Here is a 17,379-nt window from a genome sequence, read left to right on the forward strand (position 1 = left end):
GTTGAAGTTACGCAACCGAACTAGATGATGCTCGGCACTCAACAAGTGCCGAGCAATAAAGAACATACGAGTAATGACTACGTTTTAACGACTACCTGCCTGCAACGCTTGCAGTGAGAAGTCAGCCGCCTTAGCAGGGAAATTTGTCCGCCAGGTGGACGTATCAATCATCGAAACTGTTGCATGATTGCGCTGGAAATCAATCACTGCACCCGCTGTCGTGCGAATGTCGCCATCGGCTACGTTAGAGTAGGAATGAAACTCCATAAATTTCCAGAACTCACCTTTGCGATCATAGGCTTCACCGTAATGGATACGCGGATACTGCGTATCCACATACAATACTTTTTTACTGTAAGGGTGAATGGATGGTGTAATCGCTTCAATTACAAATACTTCACGTACCTCGTAATTATTACCATTAATATTCCAATAGGGCGGCTCTGAATCTAAAACAGGATAACGTTCAGCAAATCCTTTAGCATCCTTATTCCATATGTCTTTGCCTATCTTACTTGCAGATACTGCTAAAACTTTACGCTTACCTAGCATCTTATATTCAGGGTACCAACATGGGCGCGCATTAAAGATTTCTAGGTCATCTTGCAATTGGTCAGAAGAACCAACGGGGTCCATCCAAGCGCCACCTGATAACTGGCGAACCCGACGTACCGCTGGAATATAAGCCCAAACACTATTCACTTTTTCAGAATCGTAGTTAACGCTATATGTTCCAAGCCCCTTCATATCTGAAGGTGACTTAAAATATAATAATTGACGTCCACGCTCACTGCCATCGCCTTCTACCGTAGAGTCACCCGTTAAGCGTCCTTTCATCGCATAACGAGTGAACTCAGCAACAGGTTCCGCGTGCATACCTTTTTTACCATCAATTAATACTTGAGTGTAATTTGGAACTTGTGATACATCACCTACAAGTTGGCCTAAGTGCCAGTTCCACATAACTTTCTCAGCTGCTTGTGGATCATTAACATCAATATTTGGGAACGGAGCACCAGCTCCCCAACCATCAATACGGCACGCTTCTTTATTAATAGTGGCACGACCCGCATTTTCGTTAGACGCTTTCACCCAGCGTGGATCAAGCGGTACTTCTTTAGATGCTGCTAAAGGAATTTTCATACCACTGGTTCGAATTCGCCACTCGATCTTCTCAGTCAGCAGGCTGGCAATGGTGTTACCTTCAAACGTATCATTTTTAATTTGATCAATATTCGCAGCCGAAATAACAGTCCCCACTGGTACTTCGGCTGCTGTTGATAACCCAGCCATACTACTGGAGACAATAATGACTGCAGTTACAAGCGGTGCACGTAAAGCATGATTTAAATTCATCATAATATAATCTCTTATTATAGTTAGAATAAATAAGTCAGACTGGTATACAGCTGATCACGGTGATGTAAGTAGCCAAATAGAGTGGTTTCTTCACAGGTTGCTTTATTAGCTGTAGGCGCTCCACACTTTTTATTACTGTGGTAGTTATTATCCCAGAACGCATCATATTCAACTTTCCAGCGCACTTTACTAGAGAGTTCAAATGTCACAGACGGCACAGCAAAGCCACCACCATTACTTAAGTCGGCACCCAGTACTAAGTTAGGCTTAATACGACCATTGTTATAGCTCAAGTCAAAAATAGCAGTACCAATAACAGAGTGTTCTTTAGCTTTACCACCCCAGCCTACGCTGTAAAGTAATTGATCGTCCTTATCATAATTTTGTATCCATTTATCAAACACTTGCACAGAGAAGAACATTGGTTTTTCTGTGCCTAACCATTTTTGGGTAGCCGTAATGTTTTTATCCATCCGCAACATCAATGCAACAACATCTTTTTTGGTATAGCCATCAAATCCAGCGGCGACAACAGTGCTTGGAAATGATTGGGTTGCGCCTTGGAAGTTGTAAGGCGCATCTTTTATGTAAGCAACTTCTGTACTAAATACAGCATCGGCTAATGATGAGTAGCGACTCGCAGTAACGCCAAAAACATCAATAGTTGGGTAAATAATTTCACCAAATACACCACGTGTTGGTTTATCACCATTAGGGGCAGTACCCGGAGCAAACATAGCAGGCGAAACATTCATGATTGGCGAATTATGATAGGTTTTCATATACGAAACAGAGTAATTAGTACTGCCGTATAAACCCGTCCAACGCAAACCACCTGTTACATCACGGCGATCACCGTCTTTATGCCTAAAGTTATAAGGTGTGATATTTCGGAAGTCTACACCAGCGTAAGGCTGACTCGACCAGCGACCACCATAGATATCAATTTCAGTGCCGATATCTTTTTTGCGATCTAAGCCAGGACGTACAAATATCTCAAGACCACCATCATACTCAGGTACGTCAATATTGACTTTCGCCATTATATTAGTTTTACGTAACTCTTCGTTGGCCGGTTCGAGGAATGAACGCCAAGTATTATCAAAGCCATGGACCAGGTCATTGGCAGCAAAGAAGTCTGTTTCTCCCCAGGCAATTTGCTGCTTACCCAAACGGAACCAAGTACGGTCGCCAACAGGGAAATCAACATAGAGCTCGCGAATTTCATTTTTATCATATAGGTCAGTAATATCACCACGGCCATCTGATTCGTGATAATTATTCGCGCCCATTTTTTCTAAATGCTTAAGAAAGTTGGTTTTAACTTCGCGTACGCCAAGCAGCTTAGCGACGACATAAAAGTTATCCGCTGGTTTCCAGTTCAAATTAATATGAGCAGAACTACGCATCATAGAAAGTTTGCCGCTGTCTTGATAGCCTGGCGTATCCGCCCAATTTTTCATATTCCACGACATTTCTTGTCGTAAATAACCATCATAATTAAATGTATCATCGGCACATACAGGCGCGCTCATCACACCAAGTCCAGCGATAATTACAAACTTATTTAACACTGTATGCTTACGCATACTCCTAGCTATTTGCTTCATGTGTGCTCTCCAGTTTTTATTTTTGCACTTTTTGTTGTTGTCACATCTGAAACCACTTAAACGAAAGCGTGTGATGACTGAACAACCGGCTCCTTCTGGTAGTCACCAAAGATAAATTTAGGTCGAAAGACATAAATAAGAGACGGCATGACGAATAGTGCTGAAAAAGCCGATACGGTCAGCCAAATAGCCATCAGTAAGCCCATTTCTGCCTGAAAGCGTAATGACGATCCCCACCACAGTAGGGTTGCTAAAATTAGAACGGTCGCGGTGACGATGACACCCATACCTGCGGAGTGCAGAGAGATACGCACAGCCTCTTCAGCAGTTTTACCGATAGCGATTTCTTCTTTAATTCGGTCAGCAATATAGAAGGCATAGTCCACACCCAAACCGATACCTAAAGCGGCAACCGGCACAGTGTTGATATTCATACCGATACCTTGCCAAGTCATGAAAGCAAACGTCAGCATGTTAGAAATCAGCACCGGTACCATAAACACCATACCGGCCATCGACGAGCGGTACACCACGGTACAGATCAGCGCTAGGACCAATAAAGCTAATGCGATTGCTTCAATTTGACTGGCGAGAATAATTTCATTCACCGCCGCCATAACTCCGATTAATCCGCCAGCCAGCTGCCATTTCCCTTCACTCAACGGATTATCAGCAATAAACTCTTTGATGCGGGCTACAGCGGTACGAATCGTTTCACCTTGGCGATCACGGAACATTAGTGTTACTGCGCCGTTCGCATACTGATTATCAGTAAAGCGCGACATATCACCGGGCTCCGAGACAGAGTCGAGTATGGCAACCAAGCTGCCATTAATTGCGCTGCTCTCACCTAACTCCAAATAACGCGGATTACCCTCACGCAAACTTACATTCACCTGTGGCAATACATCTGCCAGTGATACTGAGCCACCGACTTCTGGCTGAGCTTCAATAAAGCGCTGAAACTTGTTCATTGCATGTAGCGCTTCGTTGCTCTTTATCAGCCCTTCATTACCGTCCTCACCCAGTACCACAAACATGCGATCGGTGCCTTCGAAACGCTGATTAATCGCACTTGAGTCGACGTTATAGATAGAGTCAGGCCAAAGGATCGGTGATCCAGGATTGGCATCACCGATCTTAAGATTGAGTGCATATAAACCGGCGCCCATTACAGCAATAAAGCTGCCTGCCAACACAACATAACGAGCACGCGATAAAGTCACAGCAGTGGCTAAATCAAGCACCTTTGTCAGGATAGGAATACAGTTTATTGGATGTGCTGTGCCGTGCGGTTTACGGATAAAGGATAGTAATACAGGGGTTAAAATCACCGCACTGACGGTGAGCGTCAACACCCAGACCACAGCTAACACCGTCAGTTTTTGCAGCATAGGGATTGGGCTTAGAGCGACTACTGACATACACGCAGCATCAGCAATTACACCCAACATGCCCGGACGAAATAAGTCTGACAGTGAGACTCGCGCAGCTATTTTTGAAGTATCCGCATTGGCCGGTAAGAGCTTAATCTCATCATCAAAGCGATTAACAATTTGTACTGAATGCGACACTGCTCGAGAGGTAATTAACATCGCCACAACAATAACTAATGGCTCAAAGTTAATATTTAGAAGATTACAAATCCCTAATGCCCAAGCGGCACTCACAACGCCGGCAAGGAATGGCAAAGTAACGCCACGCCAGGTTCTTAAAAACAAGAATAATAAAGCGAGAGTGACAAAGAGTGCTAAAGCGACTAGCTGCATTGTTTCGGGTAAAAAGTGCCCTACCCAGCCATACAGAATAGGATCGCCAACCGCCCTAATATGAACGTTATCGCCTTCAACTTTTTTAATTAAATCACGTATTTGATGAAAAACAGTACTGTAATCGACTTGATCATCATTAAAATCGACAGTAATTAATGTTGCTTGTAAGTCCTTAGATACATATGAGCCATAGACCAGCGGATTACGTAGAACGGCTTGTTTAAGCTCATTCATAGCGTCAGTGGTCGTCGGTAAATCAGGCCACATCAACGGTATACTTTCAATACCAGTAGTTGAAGCGCGAACTTCTTTTAGTTTTTTTGATGCTATGGAAGTAATCTGATACTGGTTAACAGCTGATACTTCTCGCAAACCTAAAGTTACTTCTCTAACTTTTTGTAAGACGGGTATCTGAAAAATATCACCCTCATCAACTTCAAACATGATAGTAACCATATTTGAGCCACCGAAAGTATCTTTAAACTTTTCATGCGTTTTAACATATTCATGCTTTGAAGGAAGCATATCTTCGAAGATAGTTCGCACTTCAATATGTAACGCAAACCAGCCCAACACTAAAGTTAAGATTAATAATAAACTAGCAACCCAGGCGGCACGCCGGATGCAAAATTCTGCTATACGTTCAATCATGGGATATTCTCGCTTGCATTAGGCTAAATATGTTCAGGGACGCAACTGAGACCAGCGCTCGCCGTCCCATGTACCAATGTTTGCACCGACCAACCACAGCGTGTTGCCAACGGGTAATGCACGGACGTGCCAAGATAAGTTGCGCTTATCTAGAATACCGTTCTCCCACTCTCCGCCTTTTCCGACGGCCCAACGTCCTAAAGAACCCGTTACAAACCACTGCTTTTGTTCTGCCAACCACACGACATCAAAAAGGTGGTCAGTCAGTCCTACCTCCATGGCGTTCCAGTTATGCCCGCCATCTTCTGTTTCCAATACAAGTCCTTCTAGACCCACTGCTAGACCATGTAGCTGATCTCGAAAATTAACTGACATCAACGAACTGGCTTGAAGTGAATCAACCTCCTGCCACTCTTCACTCCCCACACGGCCTAACAAAATCCGGCCAAACTCACCGACTAAAATCAGTTGACCATCATCTAGAATCGCGACATCGTTCCACGCAACATCTTCCTCTTCACGGACACGCTGCCACTTTTCTCCAAAATCATAGCTCGCTAAAACAGCGCCCATTTCACCGGTAGCAATAGCAAATCCATCGTTACCCACACGTACACGATTAAGTTTATTAGCAACTTCCGAACGAGGAACATCGACAGCTTGCTGCCAAGTAAGCCCCGCATCACCACTAAAAATAATCACCCCATCATTACCCACAGCAACAGCATGAGTAGAATCCCAAACGGCTATATCTTGTAAAGTTTTACGGGTCGGCGTGTCTAAGCGACTCACCTTTCCATCTTTATTAATAGAAAGAACTTTCCCATAGGAACCACTCACTAAAACAGAGCCGTCTTTTAGCTCAGCAAGACCATAGAATTGATCTCTGCGCTCAAGAGCTGATGGAATAATAGTGCTACCCACTGATTGTGGTTTTATAAAAATAGCAGCGCAAAGTAATGCGGCAATTATGGCCCAAGGCATCAGAGCCATAATTACATTCACTAGTTTTCTTAAAAACCTAAGAGGCAATTTTCGTTGAGCATGTTGTTCACTAGTCATAATATTCGACATAATAATTACCCACATTTAAATACTTTTCACAAAGCAAGATTAATATTTATCTAATTAATAATTTAATTAAAATAAATCACTTACTTATATCGCCACTTAAATTTTTAAGTTTGACGATAAGAATTAATTTCTGTTTGGATAATTACATTGTATAAATTTGATTTTTTTCATAATTATTCTTTTTATAATTGATTTTTGGATTGATTCTTATTATCGCCAATAAAAATGACTGATCAGTCAAATTCAAATTGGATAACAGACAACTACTAAACTATAGGTATTGCTTACTATCGGACTATCCGCCAAGAGCTACCACTTACCGAACAGCGCAGATGATTGATCAATGTCAATAGAGCCGTAATTTTCCTGTAAAAAATTGTGCTTATGCTGGCGAGGAGTTGTAGCAGGACGAACGATGGATAATGAACAGACCAAGCAGATTTGTTTGGTCTAAGCATAAGAAAACGGCCGCGGTAGATCGCGGCCGTTGCAGTTAAGCGCGTGTTATCAGGTGCGCTGTCTGAGTAAATCTAAAGCAACATCAACGATCATGTCTTCTTGGCCACCCACCATGCGGCGGCGGCCCAGTTCCACCAGAATATCCATGGCTTTTAAACCATATTTTTCTGCTGCAACTTCAGCATGACGCAAGAAGCTTGAATAAACACCGGCATAGCCTAAGGCCAAGGTTTCACGATCAACACGCACTGGACGATCCTGTAAAGGTCGCACTAAATCATCAGCCGCATCCATCAAGCGATACAGATCAGTGCCGTGATTCCAGCCGAGACGTTCAGCCGCCGCAATAAATACTTCCAGTGGCGCATTACCAGCGCCTGCCCCCATGCCGGCTAAACTCGCATCAATACGATCACAGCCTTCTTCCACGGCAACAATAGAGTTCGCCACACCAAGACTTAGATTATGATGCGCATGCATACCTGTTTGCGTTTCCGGCTTTAAGGTCGCTTTAAAGGCGCGCATACGATCACGAATATCGTTCATATTCATTGCCCCGCCAGAGTCAGCCATATATACACAGCCCGCACCATATGATTCCATAAGCTGCGCTTGTTCAGCCAGTTGTTGCGGCGAAACCATATGGCTCATCATTAAAAAGCCAACAGTATCCATGCCTAAATCACGTGCAAATTCAATATGCTGTTTAGAAACATCTGCTTCTGTACAGTGCGTGGCAATACGCACTGAGCGCGCACCGGCATTATAGGCATCTTTCAGATCGTGCACTGAGCCAATACCGGGGATTAGCAGTACTGTAATCTTGGCTTTTTCGATAACATCCGCCGCGGCCTCAATCCACTCTAAGTCAGTGTGTGCACCGAAACCATAGTTAAAGCTTGAACCCTGCAGACCATCACCATGGGTGACTTCGATCGCATCAACATTCGCCTTATCCAAAGCACTAGCAATATCTTGCACGTTCTTTATTGAATACTGATGACGCACAGCATGACTACCATCGCGCAATGTTACATCAGAGATATAGAGCTTTTTATCTGCAATACTCATCTTCTTAAGCCTCTTCACTTAACATTTTTTCAGCCATACGCTCGGCAGTCGCCATGCCAGCAGAAGTCATGATGTCTAGATTACCGGCATACTCAGGCAGGTAGTGCGCCGCGCCTTCAACTTCTAAATAAATAGAGGTTTTCAAGCCTGAAAACTTACCGTGGCCAGGAATATTTAATGGCTGGTCTTCTGGGATCACATCAAACTGGACAGTTTGCTTGAGTCTATAACCGGGCACATAGGCATTAACCGCTTTTTCCATTTCTAAAATAGAGGCTTCAACTGCACTTTGATCAGCTGCTTCAGACAGCACAAAAACCGTGTCGCGCATAATCAACGGCGGCTCTGCAGGGTTCATAATAATGATCGCCTTGCCTTTTGCAGCCTTACCAATCACTTCAATTGCCTTACTGGTGGTTTCAGTAAACTCATCAATATTGGCACGGGTACCAGGTCCTGCTGACTTTGAAGAAATTGAGGCAACAATTTCCGCATAATGCACCTTAGCAACGCGTGACACAGCAGCAACCATAGGTATTGTTGCTTGGCCGCCACAGGTCACCATATTGACGTTTAACTCATCAATGTGTTCTTCGCCATTGATCACAGGTATACAGTACGGACCAATCGCCGCAGGCGTCAGATCAATCAGACGAATATTGGGTTTGATTGAACGTAACAACTTGTCATTTTCTATATGCGCGGAGGCTGATGTTGCATCAAAAACAAATTCAATATCCTTGAACACATCCATCCTAGTGAGTCCTACAACACCTTCATGTGTTGTAGCGACACCTAAACGAGTAGCACGAGCTAAGCCATCCGACTTAGGATCAATACCAACCATCGCACCCATTTCTAAGTGCTTACCATGCCGCATGATCTTGATCATAAGATCAGTGCCAATATTGCCCGAGCCAATAATAGCTACCTTGATTTTTTTCATATTAAAATGCTCTTAGAGTTGGGCTGATCAATCACTCAGCTGAAAAATTTACTGCCACTTGGCCAATGCCTTCAATTATTGCTTCAAAGCGATCACCTGCGCTGACCTCGACCATAGGGCCAAGTGCTCCAGTTAAAATGATATCTCCGGCTTTTAAGGGTTCGCCTAAACGCGCCATGGTTTGTGCTAACCAGGCTGCTGCATTGAGGGGATGACCTAAACATTCCGCACCACTACCACTAGAAACATGATCACCATTGCGCGTCATACTCATGACAGCCTTACGCATGTCCGTTGCTTCCAAGCGAATCGCAGGCCCACCTAAGACAAAACAACCACTCGACGCATTATCTGCAACAGTATCGACAAAACCTATATTCCAGTTTGCAATCCTCGATCCCACAATTTCTAACGCCGGTAATACCCAGCCCGTAGCGCCAAGCACCTCAGCAAAAGTGGTATCGATATTGGGCAAATCCTTATCAAGAATAAGAGCAATTTCTGCTTCTACTTTTGGCTGCAACACCGAAGAAAACGCAACAGTCTGATTATCGCCGTGGCACATATCTGCAAACAGAGTACCGAAGTCCGGTTGATCAACACCGAGCTGTACTTGTACCTTAGGATTGGTTAAACCGATCTTGCGCCCAACGACACGACGACCGCTCGCAACTGCGTGAGCGACATTGAGACGCTGAATAGCATAAGCAGCCTCATCGTCATCTTCACCGATCTCCTCGCGCAAAGGAGAAATTGCTACTCTGCTTGCTTCTGCTTCACGCAGCTTCGCAGCCCATTGTTCTATTTGTTTTTGGGTCACACTCATATATACCTCTGAGCTTGATAAACCTTTGAACTGAGTCAAAAGTTTATTTTTTATAAGTCGACCCAATGCTAGAAGTACACACACCCAGCAGCGCTCCATTGCGTTACTCAATTATCCCGCAAGCGCTTATATTTGATATAGATCAAGAGTTCATCAAAGTCATTAGCTAAGTCAAATACAGAGTATAAATATACAAATAAAATACTTTAATTAATTTTTAGATAATCCAACACCAAAGTATTAAATCGATCCGCATATTCCCACTGTACCCAATGCCCACAGTTATTAAAAATATGTAACTCGCTGTTCGGAATATTAGCGAGCAAACGTAAACCTAAATCCATTGGTACGAAACGGTCGTTACGCCCCCAAATTATTAACGTTGGCGCACTGATACTACTTAAACAGTCAGTTACATCAGGAAACTGGCGCGGATTGAGTTCTAAACTTTTAATAAAGTTTTTTAAGTGTTCTTGATTAATTAAAATATTTTCTAATCGACCGACAATAAGCTCTGGCGTTAAATCCTTAGGATCGTAAACAAAAACATCCATCATTTTTTGTACATTTTCCTGACTTGGGTGACGATAAACGCTCTGCAGTAACTTAATACCTTCTGTTGGCATGGGCACAAAAGGACTTGCTCCTCCTGTTCCACCACCCATTAAGATAATTCGATTGGCTGCTTGTGGATACGCTAACGCAAATGCTACTGCGCTATGGCCGCCCATAGAGTTACCAATGAGGTGCACTCGGGTTATATTTAACTTATCTAAAAGTCCTTTTAGAACTCTGGAATTAAGTTTAGAGCGCGATTCAGTACAAATAATACTATCGCTTTTACCCCATCCTGGGCAGTCCATCAATATCACCCGATAGCCACTCGTGACTAAGGGTTCAATATTACGATTAAAGTTAGACCAACCACTGGCACCAGGACCCGAGCCGTGCAACATAACCACAACGTCATCGCTCTCACCACAATCATGGTAGTGAATATTTAGATTAACGCCTTTATCTTCAACGTTGGCAAAGCAACTTGTATTATTATCATTATATTTATACACAGTATTCTCTTACTCTAATTAACACTTAGATAAAGGATAAGCACTTAAAGAGCCAAAACCTGCTATCCACTCTGGAATGGGCCGATAATATTTATCAGTCGTCTGGTAAGAACCAAAACTTGATAATGCTGCAAATGCGGCAACCCAGGTTTTTATCTCGTGAGTGGACTTACCAGCCCGATCTGATAACTCTTGATTGATAACACTATCTAATATTTGCAGATCTCCCTTCTCCAACACCGAGAGAAAGTATTGATCCCATCCAGGATTTAACGGATGTAATGAACTTTGATCTTGGCTAAATATTTTTGCCGCATTGATAACTCTTTGCGTGCGGGCCTCACGCTCATCCGCAGGCAAGTGTCGACCGCTACCTTTTAACCTGTCAGCCATCAAGCCATCAACTTTTGCTAGCTCCGGTACCGGTGGTTGATGTGAAAGTCCACCCGATCCTAAGAACAGTACCCGTTTATCCAGCAAACTGGCCCATTGCCCAATAGCTTCACCCAGTAAACGCGCGCGCTGAAAGCTCGGTAATGGCGTCGCTACCGAGTTTATAAAGACTGGAATCACTGGGATTTTTTGTAAACCACCAATTAAAAACTCCAAAGGCTGGGTGGCGCCATGATCAAGTTGCATACGATATGACACAGCGCTATCGATACCACGCTCTAGAACAGCGGTAGCACATGACTCAGCCAAAGCTTGCGGCACTAATAATGGCCCCGCTAGCGTGCCAAAATCGCCGATCGCATGCGCTACTGTGCCAATACAAAACGATGGCATCACGTCGTAGAAAAAACCATTGTAGTGATCGGGGGCAAACAGAATAATTAAATCAGGCGCAAAAGCAGCAATGCGCTGACGTGCGTCGCTAATCACTGTATTGACCTCTTCAAGTACGCTTTGCTCAGGATCCACATGCCCAAATAAAGGCGAGTGAGACATGCAATGCAGATACGCTTTCATCTTTAAATACTCGCGTGGCTATTCAATTTTTTATAAGAATTATTGCTTGAGAATAAGTCACACAATGAGAAAAGACGTACCAATGACTGGCGTAGCTATCCATCTAGCGCATTTAAATAAAGTCTAGAGAGAAATTATTTTCACTAAAAAAAAGCGTTATTCGACGTACTTATAGTCACTTAGCAGTGTCATTAATTAAGTACAAGCACGCCTGTTGCAGATATACAGCGATATATTCCGCACTAGCAATTGGCAAGTGTGGCACTTCTGCTAAGCACGGTGCTGGCATATGCAGCCGTAAAGTCGCGAGGTTTTCGGTGAGACGCGCGCAGTTCGGGTCCACCACATTAGCCACCCAACCGGCCAGCTCCAGTCCATCATTGAGAATGGCTTGCGCACTTAACAGGGCATGGTTAATGCAACCTAGTTTAACGCCGACCACCAAGACGACCGGCAGCTGCAGAGCGATCGCAAGATCTGATAAAAACTCAGTCGCAGAAATGGGTACACGCCAACCACCGGCACCTTCAATCAAGGTGAAATCGGCTTGCTCCTGCAGGATCACCTGCGCAGCACGGTATAAATCGCTTACACTGAGTTCAACATCGGCTTCCTCTGCAGCAATATGCGGAGCAATCGCTGGAGCAAAGGCATAGGGATTAACCTCAGAATAGGGCAGCTGCACTGTACTTTGCGCGATTAATGCCAAAGCATCACTATTACGCAAGCCTTCCGCCGTCATCTCTGAACCGGACGCTATCGGTTTCATCGCTAAGGTGCTGCGCTGTTGCTGTTTGGCTGCATATAACAAGCCGGCAGCAATACTGGTTTTACCGGCATCAGTATCAGTACCGGTAATAAAATAAGCTTGCGCCATAGTTAATTCTCTTTGCGTAATACGCCATAGATAACCTGCCAAGTAGCCGGCAAGCCTTGAGTCTGGCGATAGCCTTCATAAGTATCTAATAAGCGTTGAAAACCTTGCCGGCTGACTAAGCCTTGCGCCCGTCCAGCTTGCAGATGATCCGCGCCTAAATGCTTCAGTTCATGGGTTAGATCACGCACTTTGGCGTAATGGTAGGTATGCGTATGGCAATGCAGATCCAGCACCGGTAAACCACTACTGAGGGTTAAGTCTTGATACTGGCTCAGCGCTCTGAATTGATTGACGTGTGAGGCGTTATCCACCGCTTGCCAACTGTTGCGCAACTCAATCAGCGAGCCGTCCGCCAGACTGCTAAATAACAACACGCCACCGGGTTTGAGCACCCGTTTTATTTCACTCAGCACACTGGAAAAATCGCTACACCATTGCAAAGCAAGACTACTAAACACCAGATCTTGGCTATTATCTTGCAACGGTAACTGCTCAGCATCCGCACAGATATAGCTGAGTGTCGGGCAACGTTTACGGGCAACATTTAACATGCCCTCAGCCAGGTCTAGGCCAAGACCCTGTGCGTTCGGCCAACGTTGTTGTAACTGCTCGCAGAAATGTCCTGTGCCACAGCCGATATCCAGCCACTGCGATACGGGGACCTGGGCCTGTTGCCGAGGTAACAGGCTTAATAACCGTGCTCCGACCGCGCGTTGAAATTCGGCAACGCTGTCATAGGTTGCTGCAGCCCTTGAAAAGGCCGCTGCCACCTGTTGCTTGCATTGCGGTGCAGCAGGGCGCTCAAGCATGCTGGCCACTTATGATAAAAGAAACGATACGTTGCGCCAGCAACTGTGGTTGATCAAATACACTGGCATGACTCTGTCCCAATAACTCAACGGTTGCGTACGGATTTAGATCAGCCAAGCTCGCGCTAGCAGCGGGCGGTAACAACGCATCAGCGTCCGCCAATAAATGCAACTGCGGACCGGCAAAGGCGCTAATAGCGGCACGATTATCGAGCTCAGCCAGCAGATCTAAACCCGCTAAAGCACCGGCTGAGTCAGCCAACAGAGCCATCTCTAGCAACTGCCGTGAGAGTTGCCGTGGTTGCTTTGCACCTTGACTACAGAGCAGCGTAAAGCGTTGTAACCCAGCAGCAAAATCAGTACGACACAGCTCGTGAAACGCGCTGAAAGTAGCCTCAGTCATCGCCATTGGCCACGTATCACGTGCGACAAAGCAGGCATTACTGGCATAACTGATCAAGCCAGCGCAGCCTGATTGGCGCTGTGCCGCCAAAGCGGTGGCTAACATACCGCCCAGCGACCAGCCCAGCAGCCAGCAGTCATTCGGCAATTGTTGATCCAATTGCTCGATCACCGCCGCCGCCTCTTTACCGCTCATATCCGGCAGCGCTTGAATCTGTACGGTAAAGTCCGGCAGTGCTGCATATAGCTCTTCAGCCAACGCCTGCAACGGCACTACACCTAAGCCCCAGCCCGGGAGCAAGACAATCTGCTTACTCATCATCTGCCTCCAATTGACAGGCAGCCAAGCCATCGAGTAATTGCTGCACCTGCTCTGCGCTATGCCCTGCAGTTAGGGTAATCCGTAAACGTGCACTACCAGCAGGCACGGTCGGCGGACGAATCGCTCCGACGAGAATCCCCTGCTCTCGCAACTGCGCCGCTACCGCCATCGCGTGAGCGCTGTCACCAATAATAATCGGCTGAATTGGCGTGGGACTGTCCATTAAGTTCAAGCCTAAGGCCTGCGCGCCCTGACGAAACTGCGCAATCAACTGCTGCAGGTGCTCACGACGCCACTGCTCGTTTTGCAGCAACTCTAGGCTGGCCAGCGTCGCGCATGCGACAGCCGGCGGGGAACTGGTGGTGTAAATATACGGCCGAGCAAATTGGATCAAAGTTTCAATTAATTCTGCACTACCCGCCACAAAAGCTCCGGAGGTGCCAAAAGATTTGCCTAAGGTGCCGACCAATACCGGCACATCCTCTGCACTCAAGCCATAGTGCTCAAGCAAACCACCACCTGTTGCGCCCAACACGCCAAAACCATGGGCATCGTCTACCATTAGCCATGCATCATGGGCTTTGGCCTGCGCCGCCAACTCAGGTAGCGGCGCAAGATCACCATCCATACTAAACACGCCATCAGTGACCAGCAGAATATTGCCCTGGGCACGCTGCAAGCGCTGCTTCAAACTATTTAGATCATTATGTAAATAACGACTAAAACGCGCGCCCGATAACAGCCCGCCATCCAATAAAGAGGCATGGTTTAACCGATCATGCAATACGCTATCGCCTTGGCCAACCAATGCGGTAATCACCGCCAAATTGGCCATATAACCGCTGCTCATTAACAGCACGCGCTCACGGCCAGTAAACGTAGCTAAGGCCAGCTCAAGTTGATGATGGGGTTCGCTATGGCCTAGCACTAAATGCGACGCACCACCACCTACACCCCAACGCGCAGCGCCTTGTTGCATAGCCTCCACGACTGCAGGGTGATTGGCTAAACCTAGGTAATCATTGGATGAAAAAGCCAAATAGTCTTTGCCATCCATCTGTACCACAGGCCCCTGTGGGCTTTGCAGTAATGGCCGTTGACGGTAAAGATTATCGGCCTGCCGGGCAGCCAAGCGTGCAGCAAGATCAAAGCTCATGACAATCCAAAATAAAGAGAGTGGGTAGTGGCCACAGTAATGAGCGGCAAGCTGTTAAGCCTGCACGCCCAAGCAGTCATTTAATGGGTGGCAGCATCGTAAAACAGCTTAGAATCACGCTGCTCAATAATCGCGTGTTCAATCGCCGCCTGATGCACCTCATCAGCATATTCTTCACGGGCTTCTGGTTTGATGCCGAGACGGGCAAATAACTGCATGTCCTTATCTGCTTGTGGATTGGCGGTGGTCAGAAGTTTTTCACCGTAGAAAATCGAGTTGGCCCCGGCTAAAAACGCCAGTGATTGCATCTGCTCGTTCATTTGCTCACGGCCTGCGGACAAACGCACATGGGATTTAGGCATCATAATCCGCGCTACGGCGAGCATACGGATAAAATCAAATGGATCGACATCTTCCGCATTTTCCAACGGCGTGCCTGCAACTTTAACCAGCATATTGATCGGCACACTTTCTGGGTGCTCTGGCAAATTAGCCAATTGAATCAATAAGCCGGCACGGTCAGCAATGGACTCGCCCATACCCAAAATACCACCCGAACAGATTTTCATCCCAGCATCGCGCACATAACTGAGGGTCTGTAAGCGTTCCGCATAGGTACGTGTGGTAATAATATTGCCGTAAAACTCAGGCGAGGTATCGAGGTTATGGTTGTAATAATCCAAACCGGCATCCGCCAAAGCCTTAGTTTGTGCTTCATCCAGCTTACCGAGAGTCATGCAGGTTTCCATGCCCATGGCCTTAACGCCCTTAACCATTTCCAAGACATAGGGCAGGTCTTTAGCCGAGGGATGCTTCCACGCTGCGCCCATGCAAAAGCGCGTTGAGCCAATGTCTTTGGCGCGCTTGGCTTCTTCTAAAACCTTCTGCACCTCCATCAGCTTTTCTTTATCCAGCCCAGTGTTGTAGTGCCCAGACTGCGGACAATATTTGCAGTCTTCTGGACACGCACCGGTTTTAATCGACAGCAAGGTCGAAACCTGCACACGATTGGCATTAAAATGCCTACGGTGTACGGTTTGCGCATGGAAAATCAGGTCGTTAAAAGGCTGTTGTAATAAAGCAGTGACTTCGGCAAGTGTCCAGTCGTGGCGGGTCACAGCGTTAGGGCTGGTGTTCATGGATTATCCTTTTTATCGGCCGTTAACTTTTTATTAGCAGTTAAGCGGCGGGCTGCTAAACTTCAGGCATGCAGGATGCATTAGCAATAATATTCAAGGAGACGCCATGAGTTGTCAACCAGATCTTCTTTCTAAGGTTTACCATTGGCTAAAAAACAAACAACCCTGTTTGCTCTGTGATGCGCCAAGCCAGCGGTTAATTGCTCTATGCGACGACTGTGAAGCGGAACTCCCTTGGCTCGAGTGGCGCTGCTCACAATGTGCACTACCGATGCCCAATCATCAGGCGCTTTGCGCTGATTGCACACATAATCCGCCATTATTTAGCAAAGTTATTACTCCACTGCAGTTTAGCTTTCCAGTCGATACCCTCATCAGCCGCTTTAAGTATCAAGAAAACTGGCCTTACGGACAACTACTCAGCACCTTACTGGTGCAGTATTTAGAGTATTACTTTGATGAGGGCGGGCAGCGGCCTGATCTCATATTAGCGGTGCCACTCGCTCAACGTCGGCAACGTCAGCGTGGTTATAACCAAGCACAAATGATCTGTGATTGCTTATCGAAAGCGCTACGTTTGGAGAATCCGCGACAGCTCTTATTACGTACGCGCGAGACCATCAGCCAACAAGGTCTGAATGCTAAGGCTCGGCGCGACAATCTACATAATGCGTTTGCTCTAAGTGAGCCAGAGCAGGTGAAAAATAAACATATTGTTTTGGTCGATGATGTACTGACCACAGGGACCACATGCTCAATCATCAGCAGTCTATTACTGAAGCATGGCGCTGCACGGGTTGAGGTCTATTGTTTAGCTCGAACCGGTAAGCCACACACCGTAGAGCTGTAGCAGGTCATGACAACACCACC

At 46.0% G+C, this 17,379-nt stretch carries 15 protein-coding genes; 1 reads left to right on the forward strand and 14 read right to left on the reverse strand.

Going from position 1 to position 17,379, the window contains the following annotated elements; all coding sequences use genetic code 11:
• Window positions 1-84: 84 nt before the first annotated feature.
• The 14 genes from JYJ62_RS13100 to bioB form a co-directional block, all read right to left on the reverse strand.
• Window positions 85-1,359 (reverse strand): DUF1329 domain-containing protein, encoded by a 1,275-nt coding sequence (locus JYJ62_RS13100; protein WP_205342683.1) that lies wholly within the window; start codon window positions 1,357-1,359, stop codon window positions 85-87.
• Between the two features lie 20 nt (window positions 1,360-1,379).
• Complete coding sequence (locus JYJ62_RS13105; RefSeq protein WP_232365793.1) at window positions 1,380-2,969, reverse strand: DUF1302 family protein; 1,590 nt, start codon at window positions 2,967-2,969, stop codon at window positions 1,380-1,382.
• A gap of 56 nt (window positions 2,970-3,025) precedes the next feature.
• A complete protein-coding gene (locus tag JYJ62_RS13110; RefSeq protein ID WP_205342684.1) occupies window positions 3,026-5,392 on the reverse strand; it encodes an efflux RND transporter permease subunit in 2,367 nt (788 codons plus the stop codon).
• Window positions 5,393-5,425: 33 nt separating this feature from the next.
• The gene (locus tag JYJ62_RS13115; RefSeq protein ID WP_232365794.1) at window positions 5,426-6,397 is read right to left on the reverse strand and encodes a WD40/YVTN/BNR-like repeat-containing protein; all 972 of its coding nucleotides are present in this window, start codon (window positions 6,395-6,397) and stop codon (window positions 5,426-5,428) included.
• A 576-nt stretch (window positions 6,398-6,973) separates the two neighbouring features.
• Window positions 6,974-7,996 carry a 4-hydroxy-2-oxovalerate aldolase gene (dmpG, locus tag JYJ62_RS13120; protein WP_205342685.1) on the reverse strand — a complete coding sequence of 341 codons (1,023 nt, stop codon included), beginning with the start codon at window positions 7,994-7,996 and terminating at the stop codon, window positions 6,974-6,976.
• Between the two features lie 4 nt (window positions 7,997-8,000).
• On the reverse strand, window positions 8,001-8,942 hold the full coding sequence (locus JYJ62_RS13125; protein ID WP_205342686.1) for an acetaldehyde dehydrogenase (acetylating): 942 nt from the start codon (window positions 8,940-8,942) through the stop codon (window positions 8,001-8,003).
• Window positions 8,943-8,973: 31 nt separating this feature from the next.
• Entirely contained in the window at window positions 8,974-9,768 is a 795-nt protein-coding gene (mhpD, locus tag JYJ62_RS13130) for a 2-keto-4-pentenoate hydratase (RefSeq protein ID WP_205342687.1), read from the reverse strand.
• Window positions 9,769-9,974: 206 nt separating this feature from the next.
• Entirely contained in the window at window positions 9,975-10,835 is an 861-nt protein-coding gene (locus JYJ62_RS13135) for an alpha/beta fold hydrolase (RefSeq protein WP_205342688.1), read from the reverse strand.
• 18 nt (window positions 10,836-10,853) lie between these two features.
• Window positions 10,854-11,804 carry a 3-carboxyethylcatechol 2,3-dioxygenase gene (locus tag JYJ62_RS13140; protein WP_205342689.1) on the reverse strand — a complete coding sequence of 317 codons (951 nt, stop codon included), beginning with the start codon at window positions 11,802-11,804 and terminating at the stop codon, window positions 10,854-10,856.
• Window positions 11,805-11,979: 175 nt separating this feature from the next.
• Window positions 11,980-12,681: a dethiobiotin synthase gene (bioD, locus tag JYJ62_RS13145; RefSeq protein WP_205342690.1), complete on the reverse strand. Its 702-nt coding sequence runs from the start codon at window positions 12,679-12,681 to the stop codon at window positions 11,980-11,982.
• A gap of 2 nt (window positions 12,682-12,683) precedes the next feature.
• Window positions 12,684-13,490 carry a malonyl-ACP O-methyltransferase BioC gene (gene bioC / locus JYJ62_RS13150; protein ID WP_205342691.1) on the reverse strand — a complete coding sequence of 269 codons (807 nt, stop codon included), beginning with the start codon at window positions 13,488-13,490 and terminating at the stop codon, window positions 12,684-12,686.
• A complete protein-coding gene (locus JYJ62_RS13155) occupies window positions 13,483-14,211 on the reverse strand; it encodes an alpha/beta fold hydrolase (RefSeq protein WP_205342692.1) in 729 nt (242 codons plus the stop codon). Before JYJ62_RS13155 ends, bioC begins: the two co-directional genes overlap by 8 nt.
• The gene (gene bioF, locus JYJ62_RS13160; RefSeq protein WP_205342693.1) at window positions 14,204-15,370 is read right to left on the reverse strand and encodes an 8-amino-7-oxononanoate synthase; all 1,167 of its coding nucleotides are present in this window, start codon (window positions 15,368-15,370) and stop codon (window positions 14,204-14,206) included. Before bioF ends, JYJ62_RS13155 begins: the two co-directional genes overlap by 8 nt.
• Window positions 15,371-15,450: 80 nt before the next feature.
• Entirely contained in the window at window positions 15,451-16,509 is a 1,059-nt protein-coding gene (bioB, locus tag JYJ62_RS13165) for a biotin synthase BioB (protein ID WP_205342694.1), read from the reverse strand.
• 106 nt (window positions 16,510-16,615) lie between these two features.
• Here bioB and JYJ62_RS13170 point away from each other — a divergent pair, with 106 nt between their 5' ends.
• Window positions 16,616-17,359, forward strand: a complete 744-nt coding sequence (locus JYJ62_RS13170) for a ComF family protein (RefSeq protein WP_205342695.1) — start codon at window positions 16,616-16,618, stop codon at window positions 17,357-17,359.
• Window positions 17,360-17,379: the final 20 nt, after the last annotated feature.

The sequence above is a fragment of the Denitrificimonas caeni genome (assembly GCF_905120345.1).
Classification (GTDB): domain Bacteria; phylum Pseudomonadota; class Gammaproteobacteria; order Pseudomonadales; family Pseudomonadaceae; genus Denitrificimonas; species Denitrificimonas caeni_A.

Coding starts and splice junctions, on each gene's coding strand:
- JYJ62_RS13125 (WP_205342686.1), bottom strand. CDS start 8,942: ATGAAAAAAATCAAGGTAGCTATTATTGGCTCGGGCAATATTGGCACT.
- bioC (WP_205342691.1), bottom strand. CDS start 13,490: ATGCTTGAGCGCCCTGCTGCACCGCAATGCAAGCAACAGGTGGCAGCG.
- JYJ62_RS13100 (WP_205342683.1), bottom strand. CDS start 1,359: ATGATGAATTTAAATCATGCTTTACGTGCACCGCTTGTAACTGCAGTC.
- JYJ62_RS13110 (WP_205342684.1), bottom strand. CDS start 5,392: ATGATTGAACGTATAGCAGAATTTTGCATCCGGCGTGCCGCCTGGGTT.
- JYJ62_RS13105 (WP_232365793.1), bottom strand. CDS start 2,969: ATGAAGCAAATAGCTAGGAGTATGCGTAAGCATACAGTGTTAAATAAG.
- JYJ62_RS13140 (WP_205342689.1), bottom strand. CDS start 11,804: ATGAAAGCGTATCTGCATTGCATGTCTCACTCGCCTTTATTTGGGCAT.
- dmpG (WP_205342685.1), bottom strand. CDS start 7,996: ATGAGTATTGCAGATAAAAAGCTCTATATCTCTGATGTAACATTGCGC.
- mhpD (WP_205342687.1), bottom strand. CDS start 9,768: ATGAGTGTGACCCAAAAACAAATAGAACAATGGGCTGCGAAGCTGCGT.
- bioD (WP_205342690.1), bottom strand. CDS start 12,681: ATGGCGCAAGCTTATTTTATTACCGGTACTGATACTGATGCCGGTAAA.
- bioB (WP_205342694.1), bottom strand. CDS start 16,509: ATGAACACCAGCCCTAACGCTGTGACCCGCCACGACTGGACACTTGCC.
- JYJ62_RS13155 (WP_205342692.1), bottom strand. CDS start 14,211: ATGAGTAAGCAGATTGTCTTGCTCCCGGGCTGGGGCTTAGGTGTAGTG.
- JYJ62_RS13170 (WP_205342695.1), top strand. CDS start 16,616: ATGAGTTGTCAACCAGATCTTCTTTCTAAGGTTTACCATTGGCTAAAA.
- bioF (WP_205342693.1), bottom strand. CDS start 15,370: ATGAGCTTTGATCTTGCTGCACGCTTGGCTGCCCGGCAGGCCGATAAT.